Source organism: Pedobacter folensis (genome assembly GCF_056490665.1).
Genome location: NZ_JBWJIF010000001.1, coordinates 357,336 through 375,961, shown reverse-complemented (window position 1 = coordinate 375,961; position 18,626 = coordinate 357,336). Strand labels below are relative to the sequence as shown.

The window sequence follows — 18,626 nt, the reverse complement described above, 5'->3', positions numbered from 1 at the left end:
ATAGCGCACACCATTAAGAAGTTAAGGTAGTTAAGAGAATATGATGAGCTAACTTCCAAAAAGAGAAAACTTATTCTTCAATTGATTACGATGATTTTCGTTGTATACGAAGGCCGCAACAATCAACAAACCAGCTATACCTTCAAAAGCAACGACTACCTGCGTCCCAAAAAGATGTGCCAAATAACCCATTAATAAACTCCCTATTGGCAATACACCCTGGTAGGCCATGATATAGTAACTTAAGGTTCTGCCCCTCATTACATCATCGGCATGCGTTTGCAAATAAGTATTGATTGACGAGGTTTGCGCCATTAAACCCAGAGCAGCTAAACCAGTACAAATTAAAGCCAGGATAAGTGATGGTGATATAGCCAGCGCGACAACCGAAATGGCCAGCAAAATACCCGACATCATCACAATTTTTTGCAGATTCTGGTTCACCTTTAAAGTAGCCATATAAATGGCACCAAAGAAGGCCCCAAATCCTGCGGCACTTTCAAACCAGCCAAATGTGGTGGCATTTCCGTTAAAAATATCTTTGGCAAAAACAGGTAATAAAGTAGTAAAAGGAATTACCAATAAACTCGATGCAGCCATCATTAATACCATCGAGGCCAAATCCGGAGATGATTTAAGATAATCGTAACCTTTTTTCAGGTCGATCCAGATATTTTCCTTCGATTTTTGATGTCCAGTGAGTTTAAGTTTCATCATGACCATACAACCCAATACCGCAATAAAGCTTACAAAATTGATCAGGAAACAGATATCTTCACCCAGGGTACTCAAAATCACCCCTGCCAAGGCCGGCCCGATTAGCCTGGCCGCATTAAACATAGAAGAGTTGAGTGCAATGGCATTTGGTAAATCTTCTTTATCATCAATTAAATTTACCATTAACGATTGGCGGGCAGTAACATCAAAAGCATTTACCAAACCCTGAACCAGCGAAAGGGCTGCAATCCAGACCATATCGTACACCTTAAACCAAATCATCAAAGCCAGGGCACCGGCCTGCAACATCAGGATCACCTGGGTAATGACCAATATTTTATATTTATTATGCCTGTCTACATAACTCCCCGCATATGGTGCCAGCACCAGCGAAGGAATTAAACTTAAAAAAGTAATCAATCCCAACAAAAAAGCTGATCCGGTTAAACGGTAAACCAGCCAGCTAATGGCCACGCGCTGCATCCATGTACCAATTAATGAAATGGCCTGACCTGTAAAAAATAACCTGTAATTGTAATGCCTTAATGAACGAAAAATACTCATGTTTAAAATAGTAAAGTAACTTTACAAAAGTAAAAAATTATAATCAAACCATAAAACGAAAAATAAGCAGTTTTATCACGATATAATCATAATTCACACTAAACAAAAAACAATATTAGTTCATCCACAAAATTAAAAGCTTATATTTGTAAAGTTTATTTACCATTAAGATGCCTACTCAAACACAAGAGATTGCCGCAAAGCTCAGAAGCACCGTTACCCGCTTAACCCGACAGTTACGCAAGCAGAATGTAAGTTCAGACTTTAGCAACGCCGAACTATTAACCATGTCGCTGCTCGAACAACACGGCAAAATGTTATCTACCGAGCTGGCAGATATGGAAAGGGTATCAAAACAAGCTATTTCGCAAATCATTAACCGCCTGTTCGATGCCAAATGTGTAGAGCGCTTTCCAAGCGAAGCGGATAAACGAAAGGTTTTTATCGGCTTAACCAAACTGGGCGAAAAACACATTATTGCCAGCAGAAAAATAAAAGAAGAATGGCTGGTACAAACCATGGAAAAAATCTTTTCTTCGGAAGAAATCAACCTGATTCAGGCCTTCCTGCCCCTTCTTTCACGCCTGGTAGAACACAATGGCACAAGAGTATAGTTTTCCTTTTTCCTTCACCAAATAAGCCTTATCTTGCAGGCTGAAAATGGCACTATATTTTACATCAATTAATTCGGGCAGTAATGGCAATTGTTACTATGTAGGTAATGATAATGAAGCTGTTTTGGTTGATGTTGGCCTAACCTGCAAAGAGGTTGAAACCCGGATGAACCGTTTGGGTTTACCAATCAGTAAAGTAAAAGCCATTTTTATCTCACACGAACACAGCGACCACATTAAGGGGCTTTCCGTTTTTGCTAAAAAACATAAACTCCCGGTTTACATTAGTACTGCGACCTTAAAAAGCAGCCGGTTATTATTGGATGCAAACAATACCTTTTCATTAAATCACTTACAGCACATTCAGATTGGCGGTTTAAAAATTTCTGCCTTTTCTAAATTCCACGATGCAGCAGATCCTTACAGCTTTACCGTTGAATGCAACAACGTAAGAGTTGGTGTTTTTACCGATATAGGCTCTGTATGCGACCGTTTAATCTCACATTTCAAAAACTGCCATGCTGCTTTCTTAGAGGCGAACTACGATACGCAGATGCTGGAAAATGGCAGATACCCCTATTTTTTGAAAAGAAGAATTATGAGCGGGCGTGGTCACTTGAGTAATGCACAGGCTTTGGAGCTTTTCACCAACCATAAAGCCCCATACATGAGTCATTTATTATTGAGCCACTTATCAAAGGATAACAACGACCCACAGTTGGTTGAAAATCTTTTTAAAAATGTTGCCGGCAATACTTTTGTTAAAGTTGCTTCGAGATATGAAGAAACCGAGCTTTTTTATGTAGCTAATACTCAAAATATACCTGAAACTTACAGTTTCGATCCTAACTTATACCAACCGGAACAACTTAACCTGTTTTAGGGTATTAAAGCTAAAATAAATCGCTGTTTTCTATCAATTCAGTTACATTCATATGCATTTTGGGCAGTAAACTGCAATTAAACCAGCAAATCCAGAATGAGGTACAAATAATTTAATTTTTACAAAAACATTTTATTTAAACAGGAGTTATATATAAACTTCATAAATAGTTTGTTTGGTTTATTGGGGCTTATGGATTTAAGCCCCTTTCTCTTGCCTGAAATTTCGCAACAATTAAGGTCAAACCAACAACATTTTATCCATTTGATATTCTAATTTTTTAGTTATATTCGATTGACAATCATCCTGATATCACATTTAAACCTTTAAATAATAAATGATATGGAGACAAGTAAACTTTCTAAATTCAGTGCCGAGTTCCTGGGCACGCTCGTGTTGGTTTTGATGGGTTGTGGTAGTGCAGTTATAGCAGGAGCAAACGGAACCACAGGTGTAGGCTTATTAGGCATATCTTTTGCCTTCGGCTTATCCGTTACCGCAATGGCTTATGCCATAGGCCACATTTCAGGCTGTCACATTAATCCGGCCATTTCAATCGGAATGGTAATAGCAGGTCGCATGAAAATTGGAGAAGCAGCCTATTATATTGTGGCGCAGGTACTGGGTGGTATTGTAGGGGCATTTATTTTGCTACAAATTGCCTCAGGAAAACCAGAATATTCTTTAACAACAAATGGATTAGGGCAAAATGGTTTTGCCGCACTATCTCCACAACATTATAGCCTACAGGCTGGTTTCATTGCTGAAATTGTACTCACCTTTATTTTCTTATTGGTAATTTTCGGCTCCACCTCTACTAAAAACATCAACGGAGGCTTTGCGGGACTGGCAATTGGCTTAAGTTTAACACTCATTCATATTGTTGGCATCCCGGTAACAGGAGTATCGGTAAATCCTGCCAGAAGTATCGGCCCTGCCCTATTGGTTGGCGGACAGGCATTAAGCCAGGTATGGCTCTTTATTGTAGCACCGGTTATTGGTGCAGCACTAAGTGCTTTAGTTTGGAAAACGGTACTGGAGAAAAGCTAGGTTAAATGGAAAAGGGAAGATGTGATATGGAGCATGGTGTTTAGCTCACTTATCACATCTTCCCTTTTATTTAATGCAATTGAAAATCATTCCATTTTCCATCACACATTTTACCTACTACAGGTTCTTTACAATCGCTTCGTCTGTAGGTTTTGTTTTTGAACGGAAACGGTGTACCAATTCTCCTTTTTCGTTGATCAAAAATTTCTCAAAGTTCCATTTAATATCACCCTGCTCTTCGGTGTTGGTCTGAGAAGTTAAATACTTGAATAAAGGACTGATATCATCACCTTTAACACTGCTTTTCTCTGCAAGCAAAAAGGAAACGTTATACTTTCCGGTACAAAATTCTTTAATTTCTGCGTTGGTAGAAAACTCCTGACCACCAAAGTTACCTGCAGGGAAGCCAATTAATACTACTTTTTTACCGTATTGCTTTTGGAGTTTTTCTAAATCCTCATATTGTGGAGTGAAACCACATTTAGAAGCCGTGTTAACAATCAAGATTTTTTTGCCTTTAAATTGCGATAGCTTAATTTCTTTACCATCAATGGTTTTAAAGCTGAAATCGTAAACATTTTTTGGTGGCGACACCAATAAGTTTAATAGAATTAAAATTGTGCTGATCATCGTTGTTTTATTTTATATACGAATATAGTTACAAATAGGTTGCGTTAGCGTAACGTTGTTGTAAATTATGTGATATGGATAATTAAAGCGCTTAGGGTTTTGAGTTTGAAAATGAAAGCAGGATTTCATCGCACAAATGAAAAGTTTTTTTGATTAGGAAATTGAAGGCAGTGGTTCTTGGCGGTTACGGCCCCGCTATCGCTTATAGTCCTCGCTACGCTGTGGGCTATTCCGCTCTATCTGGTTTAATTAACAAAGCTTGAAGCCTTTTTATACCTTTCACTTGGCACCACGCCATTAAAACCTAAATAGCAGTACTACACAGGCCACCTAAACCTGACCGAAGCGAAAAACCCGCAGACCGAGGAACGAGGTTAAGGATTTGTAGCAAAGGGCGGGACAAAGCCTTACCTATAAATTACTAATATTGCTTTCCAAAAAAAAGATTAAAACCGCATTAAAATCAACCTGTAAACCAACATATTTCCCCGGCATTTAATAAAAAAAATGTATTTAATTCTATCCATGTTTTGATTTATGCTTTAATTATAGCTTTATTTGCACAAAAACGTATTTCATGGCCAAAAATTTATTAATCGTCGAGTCACCCGCAAAAGCTAAAACTATAGAAGGCTATTTAGGTAAAGATTTCCTGGTGAAATCTAGCTATGGCCATATCCGGGATTTAGTTAAAGGCGATATGGCGATTGATATCAAGAATAATTTTGCCCAAACCTACGAGGTACCTGCCGACAAGAAAAATGTGGTCGCCGAATTAAAAAAACTAGCCAAGGAAGCCGAAATGGTATGGCTGGCATCCGATGAGGACCGCGAGGGGGAAGCTATTTCCTGGCACTTATTCGAAACTTTAGGCCTAAAAGTGGAGAAAACAAAACGCATCGTTTTTCATGAAATCACCAAACCAGCCATTTTAAAAGCTATAGAAAGTCCGCGTGGCATCGATTATAATCTGGTAAATGCCCAACAGGCACGCCGTGTATTAGATCGTTTGGTGGGTTTCGAACTTTCTCCGGTATTATGGAAAAAAGTAAAACCATCACTATCTGCAGGCCGTGTACAATCAGTGGCCGTACGTTTAATTGTTGACAGAGAAAGAGAAGTTTTAAATTTTAATGCCGCTGCAGCCTATAAAATCACGGCTCAGTTTTCTACCGGTAAAGGAAGAGAGCTGGTAAAAGCAGAATTGCCACAACGTTTCGAAAATGAGGCTGATGCTGAAAAATTTCTTCAGGACTGTGTAAATGCCAGGTTCGACATTACGAGTTTAGAAACAAGGCCTGCAAAACGTAATCCGGCAGCGCCATTTACCACCTCAACCTTACAACAGGAAGCTTCCAGAAAATTAGGTTTTTCGGTAGCCAGAACCATGCAGGTTGCACAAAGACTGTACGAAGCGGGTAAGATTACCTACATGAGAACAGACTCTGTAAACTTATCAGAAACGGCATTAAATGCAGCTGCTGCAGAGATTAAATCTGCTTATGGCGATAAATACCACCAACAACGCGTTTACAAAACAAAATCGGCTGGTGCGCAAGAAGCTCACGAAGCCATCCGTCCAACCTATTTTGACAGACATAGTGTAGATGGAGATATTTCAGAAAAACGTTTATACGATTTAATCTGGAAACGTTCAATAGCTTCGCAAATGAGTGAGGCCTTATTCGAAAAAACAACCGCTCAGATTACGGCCTCCACCCGAAAAGAATATTTAGTGGCCGAAGGTGAAGTATTAAAATTCGATGGTTTCTTAAAAGTTTATCTGGAATCGACTGACGATGAAGAAAACGAAGAAAAAGAAGGTGGCGCAATTTTACCTCCTCTAAGCAAAGGACAAGAACTATTTTTAAAAGAAATGCAGGCAACCGAGCGTTATTCGCGCCCGCCGGCAAGATATACAGAGGCCAGTTTAGTTAAAAAACTAGAAGAACTGGGCATTGGCCGCCCGTCTACTTATGCACCCACCATTTCTACAGTACAAAACCGTGGTTATGTGGTTAAAGAAGATAGAGATGGTAAACAACGTAAGTTTACTTCTATCATTTTGGCTGATGGGCAGGTAAAAAAAGAAACAAAATCGGAAATTACCGGTGCAGAGAAATCAAAACTCTTCCCTACTGATATTGGCGAGGTGGTAAACGATTTCCTGGTCGAACATTTCAAAGGAATCGTCGATTTTAACTTCACCGCCAAGGTGGAGAAAGAATTTGATGAAATTGCACAGGGTTTGCAAGAGTGGACCAAAATGCTGCATTCGTTCTATAATCCATTTCATTCTGAAGTAGAAACGACACTTGAAACGGCAGAACGTGCCACTGGCGAGCGCCTGTTGGGCTTAGATCCGGCAACTGGTAAAAATGTATACACCAAGGTTGGTAAATTCGGACCATTGGTTCAAATTGGAGAGCTTGACGAAGAGGAAAAACCCCGATATGCCAGCTTAATGCGTACACAATCTGTTGCAACCATTACTTTAGATGATGCCCTGGAGCTATTTAAACTCCCTTTCCCGCTTCCTGATTTTGAAGGTAAAGAAGTGATGATTGGGGTTGGCCGTTTTGGTCCATATGTAAAATGGGGTGAAAGTTTTATTTCGCTGCCTAAAAATGAGGAGCCTTTATCGGTAACTTATGAAAGAGCAGTTGAAATTATCAGAGAGAAAATGGATGCCGATGCCCCTATTGCTTTTTACGAAGGTTTGGGTGTAACTAAAGGCAAAGGCCGCTTTGGTCCGTTTATTAAATGGAACGATCTGTTTATCAATATTCCTGCAAAAGGATACGATTTCGATAATTTAACACAGGAAGATATCAACACCTTAATTGGCAAAAAAGTAGAAAAAGAGGCCAACAGGTACATTAAAACCTGGGATGCTGAAAAAATTTCTATCGAAAATGGCCGTTGGGGACCGTTTATCCGTTTTGGCAAACTGATGCTTAAATTAAGAAACAACGAGGCAACCAAACAGAAGTATACACCAGAAGAATTGGTGGATATTGATCTGGAAGTAGTTAAAAAGATGATTGTAGAGCAGGTGCCAAACGCCTTCGAAACGAAGAAAAAAGCACCGGCGAAGAAAAAAGCTCCCGCTAAAAAGGCTGTAGCGAAGAAAAAGTAATTAACAGCGCGTCACCCTGAACTTGTTTCAGGGTCTCTGTTTGCGAGAGATGCTGAGCCCAAAAATTCGGGACAGCATGACGACAAATAATGGTTATGAAAGCAGATTTACCAGAAAATACAGTTGAAGATATTGCGATGGCCGTTGTATTAATGGGCGAAACACCAGAAGTAAAAAGCTGGACGGTTTATCTCGTTAATTTAAAAAACGAGCCCATAACCAATGTTTTGATCAGCTCTAAAGGTTATGGTGAAAAAGACGGTAAGCAGGTAAAAACTTCTGTTTTAAGACATTTTGTAGGCGACATGGAAGCCAATTCATTTGCAGGTGTGGAAGCCATCGATCCTGAAGTATTTGGCTTAACTAACGAATACTGGCTAAGCTATTACATTGGCGACACCATTTACGATAAAAAGTTTATTTTCTTACCCGAAAGCATCATCGATTCCAATCTGATCAAAATCCCATTGGTAAACCGGCCCGGGGTGATGATTAAATAGTCATGAGCCTTAAGTCCTCAGTCATGAGTCTTTGACTACCGACTTAGGACTCAAGACCAGGGACTCAACTAAGGCACCTTAACAGCCTGTCTGCCAATTAATTTCCATCCTGATTTTTCTTTGTTCCAGATTAAAAGAATATACAATTTCACATTTCCGGGAACATTTTTATCATTTGTTTTGGCATTTAGCGTATGACGTACCAAAGCTGTTTTATTTTGAACAATAACCGTCTGATCGGTTAAATTAATATCCACAAAATCAGATTCGCCCGAAAGCAATGAGTGCATAAACTCTTGTTTGGTTTGAATCTTTCCACTCGAATGGCCGTAACTTAGGTTATTCAAAATTATTTTATCAAGCGCCAAACTATCAGGGCTAACCATTAATTTGGTTAATTTGGTTACCGCATCTTCTACTGCTGTTTTTTGAGCAAAACAAAAGCTGGTGGAAATTAATAAGCCCGAAAAAATCAAGAGTTTCTTTATCATATCTGGTTGTATTGAGGTTGATGCTGTAAACTTATCCAAAACCATGCAAAGGAACAAACCATAAACGTTAATTTTCAACATAATTTATTTTAACGTGAATTTTAGTTAATTTTCGGATGGAATATAATATTGTTAGTTACAAAGGAAAATTGCGGCACATCAATTGCTTTTACCGGAACATTATATTCCCATTTATCTTAGCGAATTTCAAACATGGAACAACCATCCACCTACCAGTCATCCTCCAAAAAGAAATTTATCTTCATCGGATTACTTGCTGTTTCCATAGCGGCAATTGTATTTATCTATTTTAATAGAAAGAAAAAAAACCATGAAGAAAATCAGGCTTATGCAAAATATATCGAAGCCTATACCTCTGGAACCATTTCTAAAAAGAGTTTTATCAGGGTTCACCTGGCCAATGCGGCAACAGGCATGCAGGACCTGGGTAAAGCAGATACACGGGAGCTTTTCGACTTCTCCCCTTCTATCTCAGGCAAAACCTATTGGATAGATCCACAGACTGTCGAATTTAGACCTGATGACAATCTTAAACCGGGTAAAAACTACGAAGCTACTTTTAAACTATCAGAAGTTTCTGCTACAGAAAAAGGGTTGGAAGATTTCGACTTTGAGTTTAAAGTAATTACCCCCGGCATGATGCTCTCTCAAAACGGATTGGTTTCGCAGAACAATACGGCGCTCGATTACATGAAATTAACCGGCGAAGTGGCCACTGCTGACGAGGAAGAAACGAGCAAAATAGAGAAAACGGTTTCATTGGATTTTGACCAAAAATTAAAAATCAAATGGCAGCACAATCCCGCGAAAAACACCTCAAAATTTACCATCGACAGCATCAAAAAGACTGGCAGCGACCAAACTTTAAAGATAGATTGGGATGGCGACGCTATTGATGCCGAACAAAAGGGAGAAGTAGACATCCGCGTTCCGGCCATAAATAAATTCGAAATTCTGGACATGAAGGCCATTCAGGGCGAAGAAGATTATGCATTGGTACAGTTTTCGGAACCAGTTGGTGTTGGACAAGATTTAACAGGCATGATCACACTCGGCAATCTGAGTGACTTAAGATATACCATCGATGCCAGTCAGGTTAAAGTTTATGCCGCAGAAGAACTTAAAGGAAATTATGGCCTGAATGTAAATGCGGGGATCGAGAATATCAATGCGAAGAAACTGGCTAATGGCAAAATGGCCAATCTTGTTTTCGAAGATAAATTACCGGCAGTTACCATTGCTGGTGCGGGTACGATTTTACCCAACTCCGGAAAGCTGGTTCTACCTTTCGAAGCGATTAATTTAAAGGCTGTTGATGTTACCGTCATCAAAATTTACGAAAACAACATCCCGCAGTTTTTTCAAACCAATAGTTATAAAGATGGTAACGAATTGCGAAGGGTGGCAAAACCTATTTTGCAAAAAACGATACGATTAGATGAAGATAAAGCGCTTAACCTCCATAAAAAGAACCGTTTTACCCTCGACCTTGACAAGATGATCCGTACCGAGCCAGGTGCCATGTACAGGGTTACCATTGCTTTCAGACAGGAATACAATGCCTACAATTGTAAAACAGGAGAAGAAAAAGTTGGTGATGGTGAAGAAGAAAGTGAATACGGAGATGACGAAGGTTATGGCGAAAAAATTGATGAAGATGATGATTTTTGGCAGCGATTCAACAATTATTACCCCTCAAATTACAGATGGAATGATAAAGACAATCCATGTACACCATCATTTTACACCAACCAGCGCTGGGCAAGCAGAAACTTAATTGCTTCGAATATTGGTTTAGTAGCCAAACGCGGTAACGATAACAGTATGCTCATTGTTGCTACAGATTTATTAACAGCAAAACCATTAAGTGGCGTAAACCTGGAATTAATGGATTACCAGAAACAGATCATTTTCACCACTAAAACAGATGGTGACGGTTTTGCAAGTTTTGACCTAAAACGCCAACCTTTTTTATTGATTGCTAAAAATGGCTCTGAGCGCGGTTACCTTAAATTAGACGACGGGAGCTCACTTCCTTTAAGCAGGTTCGATGTGGGCGGCGACATAGTCCAAAGTGGCTTAAAAGGTTTTATTTATGGCGAACGTGGCGTTTGGCGACCAGGCGACAGTTTATTTGTTTCTTTCGTTCTGGAAGACAAACTCAAAAAACTTCCCGCCAATTATCCGGTAACCATGGAGTTCTATAACCCTAAAGGTCAGCTTTACAAAAGATTGATTAATGGCAAACCCTTAAATGGATTCTATATATTCAAAACCGCTACCGAAAGTACAGCACCTACTGGTAACTGGATGGCGAAAGTTAAAGCCGGTGGCGCTACATTTACCAAAACCTTAAAAATTGAAACTGTTATGCCAAACCGCTTGAAAATTGATTTCAACGTGGGCAATAGAACATATTTAAGCGCAGGAACATCAGCCGCTACCCTATCGGCCAAATGGCTGTTTGGTGCCGTTGCACAGAATTTAAAAGCCAAGGTTGATGTAAACTTAAACACTACGGAAACCAAATTTAAGGGCTTTGAGGGTTTTAGCTTCGATAATCCTACGGTTAACTTCGAATCACAGGTTAAAACCATTTTCGAAGGCACATTAAATGCAACTGGAACAGCACAGATTAACACCAATTTAAACGAAAACAATACGGCACCAGGCGTGTTGAGGGCGAATTTTACCACGAAAGTTTTCGAACCGGGCGGCAATTTCAGCATCGATAATTTCAGCATCCCTTATCATGTATACAGCAGTTATTTAGGCATCCGTCCGGAGAAAGGTGATCGTTTAAGCGGAATGCTGGTTACAGGCAAAGAGCATAAAATAGAAATTGTAAACGTAAATACCGACGGAAAACTGTTAAGCGGTACTAAAACTGTCCAGGTTGAATTATATAAAACACAATGGCGCTGGTGGTGGGAACAAGATGACCAGTACACTTATGCCAACTTTACCCAAAACCAGTTTAATAAATTAGTAGAAACGCATCAGGTAAACTTATTTAATGGAAAAGGAAGCTGGAATTTACGCGTTGATGAACCAGAATGGGGACGTTATTTAATTTTAGTACGCGATGTCAATGGTGGACATGTTACGGGGAAATCTGTTTATGTAGATTGGCCGGGCTGGGCACAGCGTGAGCAAGGCAGCAATCCAACAGAAGCCTCTATGTTATCATTCACGGCCAACAAAGAAAAATTCACCGTTGGAGAAGATATTACGTTAACTATCCCAACGGGTAAAAATGGAAGGGCATTAATTTCTATTGAAAATGGAAGCCGCGTATTAAAAACCTTCTGGGTAGATACCAAAGCCGGACAAACGCAATTTAAATTTAAGGCAGAGAAAGAAATGGCACCTAACGTTTTTGCCAATATCACTTTACTACAACCTCATGCCCAAACGGTAAACGATTTACCGATCAGGATGTATGGTGCTATCCCACTTTCGGTAGAAGATCCCCAAACTATTCTAAAACCGACCATTAAAATGGCCGATAAAATCAAACCGGAAACTGAAAACAGCATCACTGTCGGCGAGCAGAATGGTAAAGCGATGACCTATACCATTGCTTTGGTAGACGAAGGTTTGCTGGACTTAACCCGTTTTAAAACACCAGATCCACACAGTGCATTTTATGCCCGCGAAGGTTTGGGCGTTAAAACCTGGGATTTATTCGACTATGTATTAGGTGCATGGGGAGGAAATCTGGAACGCATTTTAAGTATTGGTGGTGATGGCAGCATCAACAAAAACTTAAATCCTGCAAAAGCCAACCGTTTTAAAGCAGTGGTTAAATTTATGGGACCATTTACTATTGGTAAAGGCGAAAGTAAAACACACAAATTTAAATTGCCACAATACATCGGTGCGGTAAGGGCAATGGTCGTTGCCGGGCAGGATGCCGCCTATGGTTTTACCGAAAAATCGGTTCAGGTTAAAAAGCCGTTAATGGTTTTGGCTACTTTACCAAGGGTTATCGGTCCGGGAGAGAGTTTTACTTTACCGGTAACCGTTTTTGCCACAGAGAATAACCTTAAAAATGTATCCGTACAACTCCAGGCGAGTAATTTAATTGTTCAGGGCAGCAACAAACAACAGCTTTACTACAAACAAACAGGCGAACAGATGACCTATTTTGAAGTTAAAGCGCCAAACACAGTGGGTATCGCCAAAGTAAAAGTGGTTGCACAAAGCGGAGCTGAAAAAACGGTTTACGATGTGGAAATGGATATTAGAAATCCAAATCCTTACGTAACCAATGTGGTGTCGGCAGCTGTTCAGCCTCATACCAAATGGGCTGTAAATTATTTACCAATCGGCATGACGGGAACAAATTCAGGCTCACTAGAGGTCTCTTCTATCCCAGCAATCAACCTTGGTAAAAGATTAGGTTACCTCATTCAGTATCCACATGGCTGTATTGAGCAGACGACTTCGGGTATATTCCCTCAACTATTTTTAGATAGGTTGAGTCCATTAAACGAACAGCAAAAAGCAACAACCGAGAAAAACATTAAAGCCGGAATAAACCGAATCAAAGGTTTCCAGACTACAGATGGCGGTTTGTCTTACTGGCCTGGCGAAGGTACTTCTGATGAATGGGGAAGTAATTATGCCGGTCATTTCCTAGTGGAAGCACAAAATGCCGGTTATACCCTGCCTGTTGGTCTGTTGGATGAACTATTACGCTTTCAAAAATCAAAAGCAGCAAACTGGGCACCAAACAGTAATAATTTTTATGGAGGTGATTTGTCTCAGGCTTATCGTTTGTACATGCTTGCCTTAGCTAAAAAACCTGAAATGGCGGCAATGAACCGTTTAAAAGCTTTTGAATACTTATCAATCGCTGCAAAATGGCGATTGGCAGCGGCCTATAAACTGGCCGGACAAAATGATGTAGCCCAAAATATGATCAGAGGTTTAGATACCTCCATCCAGGCTTATAAACAATTGGGTGGAACTTATGGATCTGACGTACGTGATCAGGCCATGATTTTAGAAACCCTAACCCTACTTGGTCAGAAAGCAAAAGCCGCCAGTTTATTACAGCCTTTAGCGGCTAAACTGGGCGAAAATACCTGGTATAGTACACAAACAACCGCTTATAGTTTATTGGCCATTGCCAAATTCTGTGGTTCAAACCAATCGGCAAATAAACTGCAATATCAGTATGTGCTGGATGGAAAATCGGTACCTGTAAACTCGAACCAATACCTCAACAGTACACCAATAAACTTTAAAGGCAACACGGCTTCGGTTTCCAATAACGGCAATAATGTATTGTTTGTTCGTTTGGTTTTAGAAGGACAACCAATTGCCGGTCAGAATAATTTTTTACCAAACCGTCCGGAGGTATTGGATATGAACGTCACTTACAAACGTTTAAATGGTAAGGTACTGGATCCTACTACTTTAAAACAGGGAACTGATTTCTATGCAGAAGTAACCGTAAAAAATCCTGGCAGAATGGGTTATTACGAACAAATGGCGCTGACGCAGATTTTCCCTTCAGGCTGGGAAATCATCAATACCCGCGTTAACGATAACCAAAGTATTTTAGCTTCTTCGCCGTTTACTTATCAGGATATCAGAGATGACCGTGTTTTCACCTATTTTAATGTAAGAGAAGGTGAAAGCCTGGTGTATAAAGTACTGCTTAATGCTTCTTATTTAGGGAAATACTATTTATCAGCCGTTCAATGCGAAGCGATGTACAATAATGATATCTCGGCCACAGAAGCGGGTAAATGGGTGCAAGTGGTGAAGTAAGAAGATTAATATAAATTGCTAATGGTTCGTGGAGACACGAACCATGGCATAAAGTTTTAATATATTTCTAAAGCCTCGGTTCGTGTCTCCACGAACCGAAACTTGAAAAAACACAGCCAGTCCACATTGTATCTCCGTAAACCGAAATTTAATGACAATGGATAAATTATTTGAAGCCAGAAGAAAGAATTACATTGAAGTCGGAAACAAAATCTGGTCGTAGCGTCTCGCTACGACCTAAAAAATCAACAATGAATTGATTCTAATAAAAAGTAAACTATTAATCTTAGCGTGACGCTAAGACTAAGGTTTTTTATAAAAGAAATGGGTAGAAAGTATAAATTTCACGATAATACTAAACTCTATTTTGTGACTTTTACCGTTGTAGATTGGATTGACGTATTTACGAAACAAGAATATGTAGAAATCATTTATGATAGCTTGAAGTTTTCCCAAAAAGAAAAAGGATTGGATTTATATGCCTATTGCATTATGACAAATCATATTCATTTAATTATTGGGACAGAAAATGGAGTGCTATCTGATATTGTTAGAGATCTTAAAAGTTTTACCTCAAGACACATCAGAAAGGCTATCGAAAATAGCAATATTGAAAGTCGAAAACTATGGATGCTAGAAATTATGAAGAACTCTGGAGCTAAAAATAAAAGAAACAAGGACTTTCAATTTTGGCAACAACATAACCACCCGATAGAGCTAGATACTAATTATCTTTTAGATCAGCGTTTGAATTATATTCACCAAAACCCTGTTAAGGCTGGGTATGTAGAAAATGAAGAAGATTGGATTAATAGTAGTGCCGGCGATTATCATGAGATAAGAAAAGGACAAATTGATATTATTATTATTGAATAACTAGTATTACGAAATAATTATGTCGTAGCGAGACGCTACAACTAGAGTTAGACACAAACCATTGCAATAGCAAAACAGAAATCAGCCCAAATGAAAATTATATTTACAATTCTTGTTTTTTTTATTCCCTTGTATTCAATTGCACAAAAAACCGCAATCGTATCCGACAGTAACTACCAGATGGGATATGTTTACCTTAAAGGAGCGTTTAAACCAAAAGTACTTGCCGAAAATGACCTAAATTTTAATCTATTAACTTATTTGACTACTTATTTGAATAAAAAAAATATTGAAAATAAGGAATTAGAAAATTTTGATTTTAAAGAACTTGAGTATTTTTCTCAGCGATATAAATACAAAAAAATGGTTGCCTATGCTGAAGATTTCTGTATTAAAAATAACCTGGATCAGATTATCATTATCAGAACAAAAAATGCCTACACCTTAACAGATCCAATGCAAATGTTTTTTGGTTTCGATCACGATTTTGGCATTGCAACATTGAGCATGTATGATAAACGACCGATGTTGTTCTATAATTTTTCGATCATCAGGTATTTAAAAGGAAGTAATGATTTTAAAGTACTCCTGGAGCCTGGTTACAAAAATCAAAAATTCGATGATGTGGTTTTTGATAAAGAAAACTTTAAACTAATAAACGATAAAGTTTTAATCCATTTTCAGCCTGTTTTTGAAGCCATATTAAATAAGGCACTTGATAAATAAATTTTTCAAGCGCCTAAGCTTAACAAATCGAGATCAAATATTTTAAGACTAGTATCTAGTCGTAGCGTCGCGCTACGACTTTCGAAAATAAAAAGATAATAAACGTTTAACGAGGCGATAAAACAAGCGTTAAAAATTAAATGAACAAAATCCCAAAAGCTTTCCTCATTTCCGATCTTTTCTGCTTTGCCCTGCTTTTGGCATTTCTTTTTTCGCTGCCCTCAAAATTATTCAAAACGCCTACTTCCTTTGTAATTGAAGCCAGCAATGGCAATTTATTAAGTGCAGCCATTGCCAGCGATGGACAATGGCGCTTCCCTGTTGCAGACAGTGTGCCGGTAAAATTTAAGGATTGCATTATTGCTTTCGAGGATAAGCGGTTTTATAGCCACTTCGGCATCGATTTTTTGGCCATGAGCAGGGCGATGCGGCAAAATTGGAAGGCAAAGGGTGTGGTCAGTGGCGGCAGCACATTAACCATGCAGGTAGTCCGTTTATCGCGAAAACAAGACCGAACGCTTTGGCAGAAATTTTTGGAGGTGATTTTAGCCCTACGCTTAGAAATAAGGTATTCGAAAGAAGAAATTATTGGTTTGTATGCCGCTAATGCCCCATTTGGAAGTAATGTTGTCGGTTTAGAAGCAGCAAGCTGGCGCTATTATGGTCGCAATGCCAAAACCCTTTCGTGGGGCGAAATGGCAACATTAGCGGTACTCCCAAATAGTCCTTCATTGGTTCATCCTGGTAAAAACTCGACAAGATTAATTAAAAAAAGAAACGATTTATTAGATAAGCTGGCCAAACTAAAATACATCGATCAGGCAACGGCGAACTTAGCTAAGCTGGAACCTGTTCCGGGCAAGCCTATGCCCTTGCCACAAAATGCGCCGCATTTATTAAACCGCTTTAAAGTAGAACGGGCAAGTCTTAAAATCCCTTCCACCAGAATCACATCTACCTTAGATGAAAATATACAACTTAAAGTCAATGCCATATTAAAACGATACAATAACCGCTACCGGGCAAACGACATTAACAATATTTCGGCCCTGGTACTCGATGCCAGAACTGGCCGGGTGGTAAGTTACGTAGGCAATATCTACCAACCGGAAAATGCCGACCTACAAAGTCATGTTGACATGATTAAAGCACCACGCAGTCCTGGCAGCACCTTAAAACCCCTGCTTTATGCCAGCATGCTGAATGACGGCTTCATATTGCCGCACACTTTAATTCCTGATATCCCGACTCAAATAGCAGGTTATTCGCCACAAAATTACGATTTGGGTTATGATGGTGCCATTGCCGCCGATAAAGCGCTGAGCCGTTCGCTAAACATCCCTGCGGTAAAAATGCTGCAACAATACAAGTATGAACGTTTTTATGATAAACTCAAAAAACTGGGCATAGGAACGCTGAACCAGCCGGCAGATCATTATGGTTTATCGTTAATTTTAGGCGGTAGCGAAGTGACGATGTGGGACCTGGCGAATACCTATATGGGAATGGTACGTACCCTGAATCATTTTAACACCTATAAAGGCTTGTATAATCCTGAAGATTATAAACCTGCAAGCTATTTCAATAACGACGGTAAAGATGAAAAAGATTATCAACGTACATCCTTTTTAGACCACGGCTCCATTTGGGCAACTTTTAATGCGATGGAAGAGGTAATGCGTCCAGGTGATGAAGGCTTATGGGAACAATTTTCTTCATCGCAAAGAGTAGCCTGGAAAACAGGGACGAGTTTTGGTTTTCGCGATGCCTGGGCCGTTGGCTTAACGCCCAATTATGTGGTTTGTGTTTGGGTAGGCAATGCCGATGGCGAAGGAAGACCTGGCCTGGTAGGGATTGAAGCCGCTGCTCCGGTCCTATTCGATATTTTCAGGTTATTGCCCAATGGAAAATGGTTTGAAACACCAACCACCAAATTAAAAAAGATAAAAATCTGCAAGCAGAGTGGTTATAAAGCTGGAGAATACTGTACACAGGTTGTAGAAGAATTAGTGCCTGTATCAGGAGAAAAAACGGCAGTTTGTCCCTTTCATAAACTGGTTCATTTAGACCATACCGGTACTTACCGGGTTACCGATCAATGTGAAAGTATTACCCATATGCAACACAAAAGCTGGTTTATTTTACCACCAGCAATGGAATATTACTACAAAATAAAAAATAGCGATTACAAATCCCTCCCTCCTTTTAAAGATGGCTGTGACCTTTCAGGCGGTAATAGCGTAATGGAAGTAATTTACCCTAAAAATAACGCCATAGTTTATATTCCCTTGGAACTGGATGGAACCAGAGGCAAAATTGTGATTAATGCAGCGCACAGAAATCCGGGTGCTAAAATATATTGGCATATCGATAATGAATATGTAAGCACCACCACTAATTTTCATCAATTGGCTATTAGTCCGCCGCCAGGTAAACATACTTTAACCTTAGTGGATGAAAACGGCGAAAGACTGGTACAAACTTTTACCGTTTTGGATAAAGAGAAAAACAACAGATAAAGGCAATTTAACCGAAAAATAAAAAACATAACAAACTGATATTAAAGAGATTATAAAACTTTAAGTATATTTAGTAGAACATTTAGAATTTCAAAATTTTCATCCTTCTAAC

Annotated in this window: 12 protein-coding genes; 9 read left to right on the top strand and 3 right to left on the bottom strand. The window is 39.3% G+C overall.

Annotated elements, in window-relative coordinates:
- Positions 1-48 precede the first annotated feature (48 nt).
- On the bottom strand, positions 49-1,281 hold the full coding sequence (locus AC04QZ_RS01410) for an MFS transporter (protein WP_478356275.1): 1,233 nt from the start codon (positions 1,279-1,281) through the stop codon (positions 49-51).
- A gap of 170 nt (positions 1,282-1,451) precedes the next feature.
- On the opposite strand from AC04QZ_RS01410, the gene AC04QZ_RS01405 reads away from it, so the two are divergent.
- From AC04QZ_RS01405 to aqpZ, 3 genes are all read left to right on the top strand, one after another.
- Complete coding sequence (locus AC04QZ_RS01405) at positions 1,452-1,895, top strand: MarR family winged helix-turn-helix transcriptional regulator (protein WP_478356274.1); 444 nt, start codon at positions 1,452-1,454, stop codon at positions 1,893-1,895.
- Positions 1,896-1,941: 46 nt separating this feature from the next.
- Positions 1,942-2,778 carry an MBL fold metallo-hydrolase gene (locus AC04QZ_RS01400; protein WP_478356273.1) on the top strand — a complete coding sequence of 279 codons (837 nt, stop codon included), beginning with the start codon at positions 1,942-1,944 and terminating at the stop codon, positions 2,776-2,778.
- Positions 2,779-3,120: 342 nt separating this feature from the next.
- Positions 3,121-3,828: an aquaporin Z gene (gene aqpZ, locus AC04QZ_RS01395; RefSeq protein ID WP_478356272.1), complete on the top strand. Its 708-nt coding sequence runs from the start codon at positions 3,121-3,123 to the stop codon at positions 3,826-3,828.
- A 117-nt stretch (positions 3,829-3,945) separates the two neighbouring features.
- Here aqpZ and AC04QZ_RS01390 read toward each other — a convergent pair whose 3' ends face one another.
- A complete protein-coding gene (locus AC04QZ_RS01390; protein ID WP_086545876.1) occupies positions 3,946-4,458 on the bottom strand; it encodes a glutathione peroxidase in 513 nt (170 codons plus the stop codon).
- A 577-nt stretch (positions 4,459-5,035) separates the two neighbouring features.
- Between AC04QZ_RS01390 and topA the strand changes: the two genes are divergently transcribed.
- On the top strand, positions 5,036-7,597 hold the full coding sequence (topA, locus tag AC04QZ_RS01385; protein ID WP_478356271.1) for a type I DNA topoisomerase: 2,562 nt from the start codon (positions 5,036-5,038) through the stop codon (positions 7,595-7,597).
- A gap of 95 nt (positions 7,598-7,692) precedes the next feature.
- A complete protein-coding gene (locus tag AC04QZ_RS01380) occupies positions 7,693-8,097 on the top strand; it encodes a hypothetical protein (RefSeq protein WP_086549292.1) in 405 nt (134 codons plus the stop codon).
- Between the two features lie 68 nt (positions 8,098-8,165).
- On the opposite strand, the gene AC04QZ_RS01375 is transcribed toward AC04QZ_RS01380, so the two are convergent.
- Positions 8,166-8,669: a nuclear transport factor 2 family protein gene (locus AC04QZ_RS01375; RefSeq protein ID WP_478356270.1), complete on the bottom strand. Its 504-nt coding sequence runs from the start codon at positions 8,667-8,669 to the stop codon at positions 8,166-8,168.
- 132 nt (positions 8,670-8,801) lie between these two features.
- Here AC04QZ_RS01375 and AC04QZ_RS01370 point away from each other — a divergent pair, with 132 nt between their 5' ends.
- From AC04QZ_RS01370 to pbpC, 4 genes are all read left to right on the top strand, one after another.
- Positions 8,802-14,393: an alpha-2-macroglobulin family protein gene (locus AC04QZ_RS01370; protein ID WP_478356269.1), complete on the top strand. Its 5,592-nt coding sequence runs from the start codon at positions 8,802-8,804 to the stop codon at positions 14,391-14,393.
- Between the two features lie 324 nt (positions 14,394-14,717).
- Positions 14,718-15,269 carry an REP-associated tyrosine transposase gene (locus AC04QZ_RS01365; RefSeq protein ID WP_478356268.1) on the top strand — a complete coding sequence of 184 codons (552 nt, stop codon included), beginning with the start codon at positions 14,718-14,720 and terminating at the stop codon, positions 15,267-15,269.
- A 90-nt stretch (positions 15,270-15,359) separates the two neighbouring features.
- Positions 15,360-15,995 (top strand): hypothetical protein, encoded by a 636-nt coding sequence (locus tag AC04QZ_RS01360; protein WP_478356267.1) that lies wholly within the window; start codon positions 15,360-15,362, stop codon positions 15,993-15,995.
- A 140-nt stretch (positions 15,996-16,135) separates the two neighbouring features.
- Entirely contained in the window at positions 16,136-18,514 is a 2,379-nt protein-coding gene (gene pbpC, locus AC04QZ_RS01355; protein WP_478356266.1) for a penicillin-binding protein 1C, read from the top strand.
- Positions 18,515-18,626 lie beyond the last annotated feature (112 nt).

Bases quoted from the DNA above. Each gene is read 5' to 3' on its own strand.
- AC04QZ_RS01410 (WP_478356275.1), bottom strand. From the start codon at position 1,281: ATGAGTATTTTTCGTTCATTAAGGCATTACAATTACAGGTTATTTTTT.
- AC04QZ_RS01405 (WP_478356274.1), top strand. From the start codon at position 1,452: ATGCCTACTCAAACACAAGAGATTGCCGCAAAGCTCAGAAGCACCGTT.
- AC04QZ_RS01400 (WP_478356273.1), top strand. From the start codon at position 1,942: ATGGCACTATATTTTACATCAATTAATTCGGGCAGTAATGGCAATTGT.
- aqpZ (WP_478356272.1), top strand. From the start codon at position 3,121: ATGGAGACAAGTAAACTTTCTAAATTCAGTGCCGAGTTCCTGGGCACG.
- AC04QZ_RS01390 (WP_086545876.1), bottom strand. From the start codon at position 4,458: ATGATCAGCACAATTTTAATTCTATTAAACTTATTGGTGTCGCCACCA.
- topA (WP_478356271.1), top strand. From the start codon at position 5,036: ATGGCCAAAAATTTATTAATCGTCGAGTCACCCGCAAAAGCTAAAACT.
- AC04QZ_RS01380 (WP_086549292.1), top strand. From the start codon at position 7,693: ATGAAAGCAGATTTACCAGAAAATACAGTTGAAGATATTGCGATGGCC.
- AC04QZ_RS01375 (WP_478356270.1), bottom strand. From the start codon at position 8,669: ATGTTGAAAATTAACGTTTATGGTTTGTTCCTTTGCATGGTTTTGGAT.
- AC04QZ_RS01370 (WP_478356269.1), top strand. From the start codon at position 8,802: ATGGAACAACCATCCACCTACCAGTCATCCTCCAAAAAGAAATTTATC.
- AC04QZ_RS01365 (WP_478356268.1), top strand. From the start codon at position 14,718: ATGGGTAGAAAGTATAAATTTCACGATAATACTAAACTCTATTTTGTG.
- AC04QZ_RS01360 (WP_478356267.1), top strand. From the start codon at position 15,360: ATGAAAATTATATTTACAATTCTTGTTTTTTTTATTCCCTTGTATTCA.
- pbpC (WP_478356266.1), top strand. From the start codon at position 16,136: ATGAACAAAATCCCAAAAGCTTTCCTCATTTCCGATCTTTTCTGCTTT.